General features: G+C 36.3%; 12 protein-coding genes. All 12 read left to right on the top strand.

The genetic code is table 11. From position 1 onward, the window contains the following. The first annotated feature begins 136 nt into the window (after positions 1 to 136). The 12 genes from ACZ42G_RS10880 to gatB all read left to right on the top strand — a co-directional run bounded on the left by ACZ42G_RS10880 (position 137) and on the right by gatB (position 14063). Positions 137 to 2221, top strand: a complete 2085-nt coding sequence (locus ACZ42G_RS10880) for a BglG family transcription antiterminator (RefSeq protein WP_464850408.1) — start codon at positions 137 to 139, stop codon at positions 2219 to 2221. Between the two features lie 43 nt (positions 2222 to 2264). After that, positions 2265 to 2465 (top strand): hypothetical protein, encoded by a 201-nt coding sequence (locus ACZ42G_RS10875; protein ID WP_464850406.1) that lies wholly within the window; start codon positions 2265 to 2267, stop codon positions 2463 to 2465. A 6-nt stretch (positions 2466 to 2471) separates the two neighbouring features. Then, positions 2472 to 2798, top strand: coding sequence for a PTS sugar transporter subunit IIB (locus ACZ42G_RS10870; protein ID WP_013787521.1), 327 nt, complete (start codon positions 2472 to 2474; stop codon positions 2796 to 2798). An 11-nt stretch (positions 2799 to 2809) separates the two neighbouring features. After that, a complete protein-coding gene (locus ACZ42G_RS10865) occupies positions 2810 to 4129 on the top strand; it encodes a PTS sugar transporter subunit IIC (RefSeq protein ID WP_045413038.1) in 1320 nt (439 codons plus the stop codon). A gap of 205 nt (positions 4130 to 4334) precedes the next feature. Further along, on the top strand, positions 4335 to 5588 hold the full coding sequence (locus ACZ42G_RS10860; RefSeq protein ID WP_464850405.1) for a transposase: 1254 nt from the start codon (positions 4335 to 4337) through the stop codon (positions 5586 to 5588). 187 nt (positions 5589 to 5775) lie between these two features. Next, positions 5776 to 6093 (top strand): PTS sugar transporter subunit IIA, encoded by a 318-nt coding sequence (locus ACZ42G_RS10855; protein ID WP_045413042.1) that lies wholly within the window; start codon positions 5776 to 5778, stop codon positions 6091 to 6093. A 156-nt stretch (positions 6094 to 6249) separates the two neighbouring features. Beyond that, positions 6250 to 6549 (top strand): YerC/YecD family TrpR-related protein, encoded by a 300-nt coding sequence (locus ACZ42G_RS10850; protein ID WP_013787524.1) that lies wholly within the window; start codon positions 6250 to 6252, stop codon positions 6547 to 6549. 115 nt (positions 6550 to 6664) lie between these two features. Next, a complete protein-coding gene (pcrA, locus tag ACZ42G_RS10845) occupies positions 6665 to 8815 on the top strand; it encodes a DNA helicase PcrA (RefSeq protein WP_274893251.1) in 2151 nt (716 codons plus the stop codon). A 12-nt stretch (positions 8816 to 8827) separates the two neighbouring features. Continuing rightward, positions 8828 to 10807, top strand: a complete 1980-nt coding sequence (gene ligA, locus ACZ42G_RS10840) for an NAD-dependent DNA ligase LigA (RefSeq protein WP_274893250.1) — start codon at positions 8828 to 8830, stop codon at positions 10805 to 10807. A 58-nt stretch (positions 10808 to 10865) separates the two neighbouring features. Further along, positions 10866 to 11153, top strand: coding sequence for an Asp-tRNA(Asn)/Glu-tRNA(Gln) amidotransferase subunit GatC (gatC, locus tag ACZ42G_RS10835; RefSeq protein WP_013787527.1), 288 nt, complete (start codon positions 10866 to 10868; stop codon positions 11151 to 11153). A gap of 10 nt (positions 11154 to 11163) precedes the next feature. Then, positions 11164 to 12633: an Asp-tRNA(Asn)/Glu-tRNA(Gln) amidotransferase subunit GatA gene (gene gatA, locus ACZ42G_RS10830; protein WP_274893249.1), complete on the top strand. Its 1470-nt coding sequence runs from the start codon at positions 11164 to 11166 to the stop codon at positions 12631 to 12633. Further along, positions 12633 to 14063 (top strand): Asp-tRNA(Asn)/Glu-tRNA(Gln) amidotransferase subunit GatB, encoded by a 1431-nt coding sequence (gene gatB, locus ACZ42G_RS10825; RefSeq protein WP_274894076.1) that lies wholly within the window; start codon positions 12633 to 12635, stop codon positions 14061 to 14063. The genes gatA and gatB overlap by 1 nt, the downstream gene beginning before the upstream one ends. The last annotated feature ends 123 nt before the right edge of the window (positions 14064 to 14186 follow it).

Below are 14186 nucleotides of genomic sequence, written 5' to 3'. Positions count from 1 at the left end.
TATTAAATTTTTGTCATAATAAATCTGACAGTGTATTCACAAGTTTGTGTTGATTTAATCAATAAATTGATTATAATTAAGATGAAAGATAAGTTAACTTATTAATAATTTGTCATAGACGAAAGGACAAATATCTATGAAAGAGTTAAGTAGGCGCCAATTAGAAATCTTCAAAAAGGTTATTTCAAAAGAAGTTTCCAGTTTGGACGATATCGTCGTTTTGTACAAGTTAAGCAAAAGGACTGTTTACAGAGAAATAAATGCAATAAATGAATATATAAAAGAATACAATTTGAAGCTTAAAAATGACGATGGAGTACTAGTCTTAGAAGGAACTGATAATGATATCGAAAAATTCAAATTCGATGTAATAGGTTATAGGCCAAGCATTGACGCTGATAAAAGGCGAAAGTTGATACTATCTGAGCTTTTGCAGATGAAAGAACCTGTAAAACTTGAGTACTTCGCTAAAGAATACAATGTGACTACGGCAACAATAAGCTATGACATTAAAGAGATCGATAAGTGGCTAAACAAGCAAAATGTTACAATTGTAACTAAGCCTGGCGTTGGCATATACGTAAAAGGCGATGAAAGCAATATAAGAAGGGCCATAATAAATTTTCTGTATGACAATGTGGAGACAAAAGACCTAATTGAGTTTTTAAATAAAGGGTACAATAATATAAACAAGCTTAGTGAAGACATAAATGATAGATTACTCAGGCTTATAGACTACGATACGGTTTTAAAGATAGAGAAGGCTATACAAAAATTGGAGAAATCCCTTGATTACGAATTAGCAGAAAGCTCCTACATGGGGCTTACGGTGCATCTGGCATTGGCGCTAAAAAGAATAAAAGAAGGCGAAAAGATAAAAATAGGTAATGAAAGTCTCTATGAGCTTAGGAAGTCAGATGAGTATAAGTTTGCAGAAATGCTTGCCAGGTTTCTGGAGGAAGAATTCGATATTTCTATTCCAGAAGATGAAATCGGATATATAACGATTCATCTACAAGGAGCAAGGTACAGGGCAAATACCGAAGACGTAAATGACGAGCTGTTAAATGAAATACTGCATGAGATGGTCAGCATTGCAGAAGATGAATTTGGCACTGATCTTAAAGGCGATACGATGCTTTTAAGCGGTTTAAAGACGCACTTAAGGCCTACTATCTTTAGACTTCGCATGGGTCTTGCGATTAGAAATCCGCTTATAAATGACATAAAAGAACGGTACAGCGGCTTATTTGAAAAATGTATATCTATTGCAAATGTGATTAAAGACAAGCTTAATGTTGATGTGCCTGATGATGAAATTGGCTATATTGCGATGCATTTTGGCGCATCTATAGCAAGAAAAAGCGATATGATGAAAAGGCACAATATTTTAGTCGTGTGTGCCAGCGGCATAGGGACATCAAGGATGCTTCTATCTAAGCTTCAGATGTTTCCACAATTGAATATTGTAGATACGGTTTCCAGCTTGAGAGTTAAAGACTTTAAAGATAGAGATGATATTGACTTGATAGTGTCTACAATTCCGCTGGACATAAAGGACAAAGAGACAATAATAGTCAATCCGCTGCTTTTAGATGAAGACGTAAAAAAACTGAAAGACGCTTTAAACACAGATTTTATAATGGACTTCTCGGAGAAAAAAGTCATAGGCGACAGGTACAAAGAATTGGAACACATTGCGTGGTATGGCAAAAGGATAATTGAGCTATGCGATTCCCTTAAACTTAAAGATGTCTATGGCAAAAACTCGAAAGACATCATAGATTCTCTATTAGAAGATTTTGCTGGTAATGATGGAATTAATAATGAGAAAATAAAGCAGATAGAGGATAAGCTTTTGGGAAGAGAAAGCCTTGGGAAGATAATACTTCCAGGGAAAGGGTTTGTAATCTACCACTGTACAGCATCTGATTTGGTGGAGCCAATCCTCGTCTTTGGAAAAGTGAAAAGCCATGTCAAGATGAAAAATTTGATTAACGAGTATGAAATCATAAAGACAGCTTTTCTAATGGTTGCACCGGATGACGACAAGATGTGGATAGAGATACTTGGCGATTTAAGTGTTTCATTTATTGAAAGCAAAGACTTGGTAAAAAATCTCAATGAGATTAACAAAATTGATGAGGCGAAGGAATTTGTGAAGAAGGCCTTGATGGATAAGTATTACGATGAAATAAAGAGAAATCTTGTAGGTGATTAAAATGTTTAGTATTTCGGTAAAGCAACGAAAAATTTTCTATACGATGCTGTCCTTGGTGTGGATTGCAACTGCTGTGTATTCTATGATAAATGATACATTTGCACATGGCTTAGAGATTCTTTTGTTTGGTGCATTTTTCATTGCGGGAATTGCCCTTATACAAGCGTACATGATAAGGATGCTTAAATTGTATGACAAAAATTTAAAAAATGAAATAAAAAAGAAAAACAAAAAAAGGAGGTAATTTACTATGGCAATACATGGTGTTATATTGTGCAGTTGGGGTGCTACATCAAGTGCATTGGCAAAAAAAGTGACTGATGAAGCAAAAAAGCAAGGTTTAGATGTTACAGTAGATGCAGGAGGCACAGGTGAATTCAAGAAAAAAGCTGAAGAATACGATGTTGCTCTTTTAGAGCCGCAGGTAAGGCATTTAAAGAAGGAAGTTGAGACGATAGCTGAAAAGTTTGGCATTCCTGTTGACATCGTTGATATGCAGGCTTTTGCACTTATGGATGCAAAAAAGATATTGAATCAGATCATCGAGCTTGCTAAGAAAAATGGGAAAGATGCATAGGAGGTAATAAGATGAACGAAAGACTTACTAACAATTGGTTTATGAAATGGATGGAGTCATCTTTGATGCCTGTACTGGCAAGGATTGCTCAAAATGTCATACTTCAATCTATAAGAGATGCTTTTTCAAGTTTCGCATTGCCAGTTATATTGACAGGTTCATTGTTTTTGATAATAGCCAATCCACCACTTGCAGAAGGCGCAAATTGGGGTCCTATTGTGGCGTGGGCAAATGCTATTAAGCCTATTGCTGGCCAGTTGATGATTCCTTTTAACTTATCGTTTGGCATTATGGCTTTGATGGTTGCATTTGGTACAGCATATAGTTTGGCTACTCGCTGGGATCTTGATGAAGCAATGACAGGTATTATTTCCATGTTAGCATTTTTAGTAACAACATTCCCAGCATCAGACGTTACAAAGGTAAGCTTCGGTGATGTTTTAAATTACCTTGGTGGACAAGGTTTGTTTGTAGCTATAATAATAGGCGTGTTGACAGCAGTTGTGGTTAGATTCTTCAATAAGCAAGGCCTTGTAATAAGGATGCCTGAAGCCGTGCCACCTTATGTTGTAAGAAGCTTTATGGCACTTGTACCGATGTTTGTCATGGTAGTATCGGCTTGGATAGTAGAGTGGATCGTATGGGCTAACTTCAAAGTCACATTGCCACAGTTAGTAATAGAGCTATTTAAGCCGCTTGTTGCAGCATCAAATAGCTACTGGGCAGCTTTAGCTGAGATAATCCTTATGATGCTTTTGTGGTCACTTGGAATCCACGGCATGAATGTCGTATCATCTATAGCATATCCTTTCTGGATGAGTCAGCTTGCTGCAAATGTAAAAGCATTAAATGCACATCAACCTATGACAGGTATTGTCACAGAACCATTCTTCCATATGTTCACACACCTTGGTGGTTCAGGTACAACATGGCCTCTTGTCATAATGTTCTTGTTCTCAGCATCAAAACAGCTTAAGACGATAGGTACAGCAGAGCTTATCCCTGCTATATTCAATATAAATGAACCGCTTATTTTCGGTGCTCCAATAGTTTTAAATCCTATATTGATGATACCATTTATAATTGCACCTGCAGCGGTTGTTACGATAAACTACATCGCATTCCATTTCCACTTAGTAACAGGACCATTGTACCAGCTTCCATTTACAGTTCCTGTATTTATAGGTGGTTTCATATCAAGTGGTCTTGACTGGAGAGGACCAATTCTACAACTTGTGAACCTGATTGTAGCAGGTATCATATACTATCCATTCTTCAAAATGTATGAAGCACAGCTTTTGAAGAATGAAAGAGAGCTTGAGGAAAAATAATTAAAATATATTAAGGAGGCAGAGATTTCGCATCTAATAATTTTTAGAACCATAAATCAACTGATTTATATAGTTTAACGAAGTGTAACTAGAAATATGATATTTTCCGTTTTTTACTGGAAATTGAAAGAAAAAAATTGCAAAATAAAAGCATCCTTTCTATAATATGTTTTGTCACAAACCAAATAGAAAGGATGCTGATAAAATGAACAAAAGTTGTTTTAAACAAATGCTTATCTACTTCTCTAAGATATACCATCTTGGAGAAAAAATCAATACCCTAAAAGATAAAAGAGCAAAATCTTCAGTAAAAATTTCAACAATTACCTTTGTAGTATTATTTGGATTTATGCTTCAAATAAGGAGTTTTAATAGGTTGGAACATTGGCTTAAAAAAGGTAAATTTAAAAAAGTATTACCTAAAAAGACTAAAATTCCTCGTATTGACACTATTAGGCGTGTTTTAAGTAATTTTGATTTAGATGGCTTAAATGAACTTAATAATAGTATAATCAAGACAAGTACAAAAAATAAGGTTTTTAGAAAAGGAACTATAGATGGACTAAAAGTTGTTGCAATAGATGGTGTAGAGTTATTTGAAAGCACTAATAAGTGCTGTGATAATTGTCTTACACGAGTCCAAAAGGACGGGATTACTCATTACTTTCATAGGTCAGTAATATGTGCAACTGTAGGTTCTGATCCACATCTTATCATAGGTCAGGAAATGCTTGAACCTAAAAGAGATGCTTCAGATAAAGACGAAGGAGAAATTACAGCAGGCAAGCGTTTAATTAAGAAATTGCATAAAGAATTTCATCATTTTGCAGACATCATAGTAGCTGATGCATTATATTGTAAATCTACTTGGATTAAAGAAGTTTTATCAATAGGGATGGATGCAGTAGTAAGAGTTAAAGACGAAAGATTAAATATAGTTAAAGATGCTCTTGGTTTATTCAAGTGTCGAAAAGCAGATAAAGAATGGAGTGTTAAGAAAAAAAGTAACAATTATATTAAAATTAAAGCCTGGGACGAAGACAATTTTCAAATGCCTAATTCCGACATAGAAGTAAGGTTTATAAAATTTATAGAAGAGATACATAGCTCAGGCAAAGTAGAAATAAAAGAATCATGGATAATAACTACCTCTAAAGTTACTTCAGTAGAAACTCTATGGAAAATAATACATAAAAGATGGGAAATTGAAAACAATGCTTTTCATCAATTAAAAACAGAATGGCATTTAAATCACTGTTTTCTGCACAGTCCTGAAGGTGTAGAAACCGTGTTAATGTTTATAATAATAGCATTTAATTTAATGCAATTATATTTTTTCAGATGTATAAGAAATTTTAGGGAAAAGCATATGCTTCAGATAGATATTATTGAAGATATAAAAGATGAGATATTTATCATAGAAACTGGATGGAGTAATCCACTGTTTGTGAAGACATAATTTGAAACAAAACTGGAAATTCATTATTAAGATTTGTGGGGTAAGGGGGAGGTGCAACTATTTTTAGCATCCAAATGAATTTGTTATTGCCATATATTCAACTAGATGTAAAAAATAAAAATTATTGTAAAAACAATTTTTTTACTGGAATTTTAATGCAAAATCTCTGTTAAGGAGGAACCCTTTGATGGAATTAGAGCAAATTATATACAATTTAGTCTTGCACGGTGGAAACGCCAGAGGCGAGGCTTATGAAGCATTAGATGCAGCAGAAAAAGGGGATTTTGAATCTGCCGAGAAGCATCTAGAAAAGGCTGATGAGGAATTTTACGCAGGCCATGATTATCAAAACGCATTGGTGCAAGGTGAACAAAGCGAAACACCTAATTTCCTTGTTATACACGCTCAAGACCAGCTTATGACGGCTCTTGCAGAAAAGAACCTCATAAGAAGACTTGTGGATCTTTACAAGAGGTTAGATGCTCTTGAAAAGAAGGTAAAATAAATATTGAATTAAAAGGTGAGTCAATCCTCACCTTTTAATTTTGTCTTTTTAGATTGCTTTTTATCTTTTTTGCTTTAAAGTATTGAATAATTTGTGCAAATTTTGTACAATGGAGATGGACATTTTATAAAAAATTTTAAGAGAGAGGGATTGTCGATGTACGATTCTAAAATAAAGGACGAGAACGTGGACAAGCTTTTTGAAGCGATTTTAATGCTTAAAGACATGGAAGAATGTTATCGTTTTTTTGAAGATATAGCTACCATAAACGAGGTTAAATCGCTGGCTCAAAGACTTCAAGTGGCTAAAATGTTAAGAGATAGGAAGACGTATATTGAAATAGCCGAAAAGACAGGAGCCAGCACCGCTACAATAAGCAGAGTCAACAGGGCGCTTAATTATGGAGCGAATGGATACAATTTGATTTTAGATAGATTAAAGGAAAAATCTCGGTAGATCCGAGATTTTATTTGATTATAGACGTGACGATAAAGTGGTTGATTAATTGAAAAGTTACATATACAATATAATCGTAAGTTTAGGTGCAAATATTTTATTTGGAGTGAATTAGATGAATATTCTTGAAGGATTAAATGACAGACAGAAGGAGGCAGTTGTCACTACAGAAGGACCTGTTTTGATTTTGGCTGGTGCAGGCAGCGGCAAGACGAGAGTTTTGACACATAGAATTGCATACCTTGTAAGGGAGAAAAATGTGTCACCAGCTAACATCATCGCCATTACCTTTACAAACAAAGCAGCAGAAGAAATGAAGGACAGAGTTGAGTCGCTTTTAGGATATGTAGGAGATATATGGGTTTCTACATTCCATTCAGCATGTGTCCGCATATTGAGAAGGGATATTGAAAAGATAGGGTACGATAGAAATTTTGTAATATACGATACGCAAGATCAAAAAACGCTGATTTCTGACTGTATAAAAGAGTTGAATTTAAATGACAAGCAGTACACAATAAAAGGAATGTTAGCTGCCATATCAAAGGCAAAAGACAAGATGATATCGCCAGACGACTATTTGCTGGAATTTGGCAATGACTACAGAAATAAAAAAATTGCTGATGTTTATAAGCTGTACCAAAAGAAGCTTAAAAAGGACAATGCACTGGATTTCGATGATATAATAATAAAGACCATAGAACTTTTTCAAAAAAACGAGGACATATTGAGGTATTATCAAGACAAATTCAGGTATATAATGATAGATGAGTATCAAGATACAAATAGGCCACAGTATGAATTTGTAAATCTATTGGCTCAAAAGTACAGAAACCTTTGTGTCGTAGGTGATGATGATCAAAGCATATATGGATGGAGAGGGGCCGACATAAAGAATATTTTAGACTTTGAGAAAGATTATCCAGAGGCTAAGGTTATAAAGCTTGAACAAAATTACCGCTCAACGCAGGTTATACTTGATGCGGCCAACAGCGTCATTGACAATAATGTTAAAAGAAAAAGAAAAAGACTGTGGACAGATAATAAAAACGGTGAAAAGATTGTCGTATGGGAAGCACAAAATGAGAGGGATGAGGCTAATTTCATCATAGAGACGATAAAAAACTTGGTTTCTGAGGGGAGAAAATATTCGGATTTTGCTGTCTTATACAGGACAAATGCCCAGTCCCGTATATTTGAAGAAGCTTGTATGGCGAATGACGTACCGTATAAATTAGTTGGAGCATTGAGGTTTTACGATCGAAAAGAGATAAAAGACATTATTGCGTATTTAAGGATTCTTATAAATCCATACGATGATGTATCATTAAAAAGGATAATAAATGTGCCTAAAAGAGGCATTGGTGAGTCAACTGTAGCTTCTTTAGAAAAATACGCTTTGGAACATGATACAAGCATGTACTTTGCGATTCCTCATGTTGAAGTCAGCGGAAGAACGAGAAAGGCGCTTGACGGCTTTAAAGAGTTTATTGACGATCTGATAAGCCAGCTTGACTTTATGACTGTCACTGAAGTTATCGATTATGTACTGGATAAAACTGGATATATAGAGGAGCTTAAGGCCGACGGCACTGAAGAATCTGAAGGAAGAATAGAAAATATAAATGAGTTTATCGGTGCAGCACGTGAATTTATGGAAAGCTCCCAGGACAAGTCTTTAGAAGCTTTTTTGTCAAGCATAACATTGGTATCTGATATTGATACGGCAGGTGAAATAGGAGAAAGCCTAGTTTTAATGACGCTACACTCAGCTAAAGGGCTTGAATTTCCCGTCGTATTTATAGCAGGTATGGAAGAAGGGATATTTCCTAATTCTATGTCATTTGTGGACGAGCATGAACTGGAGGAAGAAAGAAGGCTGTGTTATGTAGGCATAACTCGGGCAAAAGAAAGGCTTTTTATGACTTATGCGAGAAATAGAAATCTGTACGGCAAGCCACAGTACAATACGGCTTCAAGGTTTATCAATGAAATTCCTCGAGATTTGGTCATCGAATACGACAAAGGCACTGTTAAAAGAAATGATTATGTTTCAGTTTCATCGTATATAAATACTTTTGCCAGGAAGGCGAATAATAAAGAAAACTACAACCCAGGAGATAAGGTTGAGCACAAATTATGGGGCATTGGAACTGTAGTGAGCGTGGATGGAAGCGGCGATGACAAGGAATTGACTGTTGCATTTCCTAATGTTGGCATAAAGAGGTTGTCTTTGAAGTACGCTCCAATCAGGGCTATATCGTAAGGTGGTGTATTTATGACGATAGAAGACAGGATAAATGAATTGAGAGATAAGCTTAATCATCACAGCTACATGTACTATGTACTGGACAAGCCAGAGATATCCGACTACGAATACGACATGATGATGAGAGAGCTCATTGAGTTAGAAGAAAAGTACCCTCAATTTAAGACACCTGATTCACCCACTCAAAGGGTTGGCGGCGAACCTTTGAAAGAGTTTGAACCATTTACACATGTAGTGCCGATGCAAAGTTTGGCAAATGCCTTTTCTGAAGGCGAGCTTAGAGATTTTGACAGGAGAGTAAGAGCATCTGTCGGTGATGTAGAATACGTAGTAGAGTTTAAAATTGACGGTTTATCTGTGGAGCTTATATATGAAAATGGCTTTTTTACTGTCGGCTCCACGAGAGGTGATGGAATTATAGGTGAAAATGTGACAAACAATCTAAAAACCATTAAATCAATTCCTTTAAGACTTAAAGATGATTTAAACCTCATCGTAAGAGGTGAGGTTTTTATGCCTAAGGCTTCATTTGAAAAGTTAAACGAAGAAAGAGAATTAAACGGAGAAAGCCTTTTTGCAAATCCGAGAAATGCTGCTGCTGGATCACTTAGGCAATTAAATCCTAAAATCACGGCTAAAAGAGATCTGGACATTTTCGTATTTAATTTACAGAGAATAGATGGAATAGAATTAAAAACGCATGCCGAAGCATTAGAATTTTTGAAATATCAAGGATTTAAAGTAAGCCCCCATATTAAAGTATGTAGAAATATAGACGAAGTCATTGCTGACATAAATTACATAAGGGACATAAGGGATGGTTTGCCTTATGAAACAGATGGCGCTGTTGTCAAGGTAAATGATTTGGAGAAAAGGGATATTTTAGGTTCTACTGCAAAGGATCCTCGTTGGGCAATCGCATTTAAGTATCCAGCAGAAAGACAAAAGACGAAAGTCAAAGACATAGTAGTTCAGGTTGGAAGGACCGGTGCATTGACGCCAACTGCCATATTAGAGCCTGTGAAAATCGCAGGTTCTATTGTATCAAGAGCGACGCTTCACAATGAAGATTACATAAGAGAAAAGGACATAAGAATCGGTGATACGGTGATAATCCAAAAAGCAGGCGAAATCATACCTGAAGTTGTAAGTGTTGTAGCAGAAGAAAGAGATGGCAGCGAGAAGTTTTTTATCATGCCAGAAGTGTGTCCCGAATGCGGTGCTGCAACGGTGAGGCTTCCCGGTGAATCTGTGACTAAGTGCACAGGTCTAAATTGTCCTGCTAAGTTAAAAAGAGGCATAATACACTTTGCATCTAAAGATGCCATGGACATAGATGGATTAGGACCAGCGGTAATAGGACAGCTTCTTGACAACAATCTTATACACAACATATCAGATCTGTATTATTTGAAGTACGATGATTTGATAAAACTTGATAGGATGGGAGATAAATCAGCAAAGAATCTCATCAATGCTATAGAAGAAAGCAAAGGCAGAGATTTAGACAGATTGATTTTTGGGCTTGGCATTGATCTCATTGGAAGCAAAGCTGCCGGCATTTTAGCCAGTCATTTCAAGACGATGGAATCTCTTGAGAAAGCTACTTTTGAGGAGCTTACTGAAATAGAGGAAATTGGCCCTAAGATGGCAGACAGTGTAGTAGCCTTTTTCAAGGAAAAGCAAAATCTCAATATAATAGACAGATTGAAAGCTGCTGGTGTAAATATGCGCAAGAAGGATGCAATAAATGTTAATGACAATTTTAAAGGACTTACTTTTGTCTTAACTGGAACACTTGAAAAGTACACAAGAGATGAGGCTAAAAAGCTTATAGAAGAAAGAGGGGGAAAAGTGACAGGTTCTGTCAGCAAAAAGACAGATTATGTCGTTGTAGGTGCAGATCCAGGTTCAAAGCTTTCAAAAGCACAAGAGCTTGGAGTAAAGATTTTAAATGAAGAACAGTTTGAAAACATGCTGAAACAATGATAAAATTAACTAAATGATGCTTTTTATTAGTATTTAAGAGTTGAAAGGGTGTGTATGCATGTCAATTACAAAAGACCAAGTTATCCACGTATCAAAATTGGCAAGGCTTAAATTTTCTGATGACGAGTTAGAGAAATTTTCTCATCAGCTTGATAGCATTATAAAATATGTGGACAAGTTAAATGAGCTAAATACAGATGGCGTAGAGCCTACAGCGCATATTGTCCCAATAAGCAATGTTTTCCGCGAAGATGAAGTTGTGCCATCAATGGATAGAGAAAAAATCCTTATGAATGCTAAAGAAAAAGAAGATGGATGCTTTAAAGTACCAAAGATAATCGAGTGAGGTGGTATTGATGGAATTGCATGAATTAACAATACATGAGCTTAATGAACTTTTAAGGAAAAAAGAAGTAAGCGCTGTAGATGTGACTAAGGCGTATTTAAAAAGAATAAATGAAATTGAACCAAAAGTAGACGCGTTGATATGCGAAACAGAGGATTTTGCGCTTAAAAGAGCCGAAGAAGCTGACAAAATGATTAAAGATGGAAACATAAATGACTTGACAGGTATACCTGTTGTCATAAAGGACAATATGTGTACAGAGAACATAAGAACTACGTGTGCATCGAAAATGCTTGAAGATTTCATTCCTCCTTATAATGCAACAGTGGTGGAGAACCTTAACAATCTTGGTGCTGTGATGGTTGGAAAGGCAAATTTGGATGAATTTGCGATGGGCTCATCTACCGAAAATTCAGCTTTCAAGACGACTAAAAACCCATGGGACTTGGAAAGAGTGCCTGGAGGTTCATCTGGAGGTTCTGCTGCATCAGTTGCTGCTGATGAGTGTGCATTTTCACTTGGATCTGATACAGGTGGTTCTATAAGGCAGCCTGCGTCATTATGCGGTGTCGTTGGCATGAAACCTACATATGGCCTTGTTTCCAGATATGGACTTGTCGCTTTTGCGTCATCTTTAGATCAAATAGGCCCTATCACAAAAGACGTGACAGACTGTGCTATTGTGCTAAATGCCATTGCGGGTCATGATCCAAAAGATTCTACTTCTGTAGACAACGTAAGAAAAAGTGATTATAAGGAATTCCTGAAAGACGATATAAAGGGAATGAAGATAGGATTTGCAAAAGAATTCTTTAGAGAAGGGCTTGATGAAGGAGTAAAGAAATCCATTGAAGACGCGTTAAAGACATTTGAGGAGTTAGGAGCCGAAATAAGGGAAATAAGCCTTAAATACATGGATTATGCGCTGGCGGCGTATTACATAGTAGCATCTGCAGAGGCAAGTTCAAATTTGGCCAGATATGATGGCATACGGTATGGCCACGCAGCAGAAAAATACGAAGACCTTATCGATATGTACATGGTATCCAGAAGCGAAGGCTTTGGAAAAGAAGTAAAGAGAAGGATAATGTTAGGCACATACGCATTAAGTTCGGGGTATTATGATGCGTACTACAACAAAGCGCTGAAAGTAAGGACACTTATTAAACAGGATTATGAGAAGGCTTTTCAAGATGTGGATGTGATAGTTGGCCCAACGTCGCCTACGACGGCTTTTAAAATCGGTGAAAGAGTTGAAGATCCATTGGCAATGTACTTGGCTGATGTATATACGGTTCCAGTTAATATAGCGGGACTTCCGGGATTGTCGCTGCCTTGTGGACTTTCAGATGGACTTCCTGTAGGCCTTCAGATCGTCGGTAAGCATTTTGATGAAGGAACGATATTAAATGCAGCATATGCTTTTGAAAAAGCTTTAAGCTTTAATGCAAAACCAAGTTTTAAAGGTGGTGCTAAATGATGAATTACGAAGCAGTCATAGGACTTGAAGTACATGCAGAGCTTCTTACGAAGACGAAGATATTTTGCAACTGTACTACTGAATTTGGCGGTGAACCAAATACACATGTTTGTCCAGTGTGTTTGGGATTACCAGGAACATTGCCTGTTTTGAACAAGAAAGTTGTAGAGTATGCTGTGAAGGCTGGACTTGCGCTAAATTGCGAAATATCTAAATTTAGCAAAATGGATAGAAAAAATTATTTTTACCCAGACTTGCCTAAAGCATACCAGATATCTCAGTACGACCTACCGCTTTGCAAAAATGGATACGTAGAAATTGAAACATCTGATGGGGTAAAAAAGAAAATAGGGCTTACCAGGATACACATAGAAGAAGATGCTGGCAAGTTAATGCATGAGAACGTAGATGGATCATTAGTAGATTACAATAGGACAGGTGTGCCGCTTATTGAGATAGTATCTGAACCAGATATGAGGACTCCTGAGGAAGCTTACCTGTACTTAACAAAACTGAAAAGCGTCCTTGAATACTCTGAAGTATCTGACTGCAAAATGCAGGAGGGATCTTTGAGGGTTGATACAAACGTATCAGTAAGACCTGTTGGCAGCAAAGAGTTTGGGACAAAGATCGAGCTTAAAAACTTAAATTCATTTAAAGCAGTTCAGAAGGCATTGGAATACGAAATAAAAAGGCAGATAAAACTCATAGAGGGCGGAGAAACAATAGTGCAGGAGACTCGCCGTTGGAACGAGCAAAAAGGCATTACAGAGTCAATGCGCTCCAAAGAGGAAGCCCACGATTACAGGTATTTTCCAGATCCAGACCTTGTGCCAATAATAGTCTCTGATGAATGGAAAGAGGAAATAAGAAAATCACTTCCTGAAATGCCTGAGCATAAGAAGGAAAGATTTGTCACACAATATGGCATTCCAGAATACGATGCATCTGTAATTACTTCATCAAAACCATTGGCAGACTTTTTTGAGAAGTGCGTTTTAGAGTACTCATCAGCTAAAACAGTAAGCAATTGGATAATGGGTGAAATGATGAGGCTTTTAAAGGAGACGGGAAAAGAAGTTGAAGAAATTTTGATTAAGCCACATCAGATGGCTTCGCTTTTAAACTTGATAGACAATGGTACTATTACAGGTTCTATCGCTAAAACAGTTTTTGAGGAAATGTTTGCAACAGGTAAAAATCCCGAAGAAATCGTAGAGGAGAAAGGCCTAAAGCAGCTTAGCAATGAAGATGAACTTAGAGAGATTGCATTAAAAGTCATTGAGGATAATCCAAAATCTGTTGAAGATTATAAAAATGGCAAAGACAAGGCAATAGGCTTCTTGGTTGGACAAATAATGAAAGCAACAAAGGGGAAAGCAAATCCACAATTGGCAAATAAAATTTTATTAGAAGAGCTCTCAAAATAAATATTATTATTTTTTAAATTTAAGCATACACTATTAGAAACGGTGTATGCTTTTTAAATTTAATATTATTTCAGAATATACTAAAAAATACAAGATAGTAGTATTACATAAACAATTTTCACT

The sequence above is a fragment of the Thermoanaerobacterium calidifontis genome, assembly GCF_055381745.1.
This window is presented reverse-complemented; position numbering and strand designations above follow the sequence as displayed.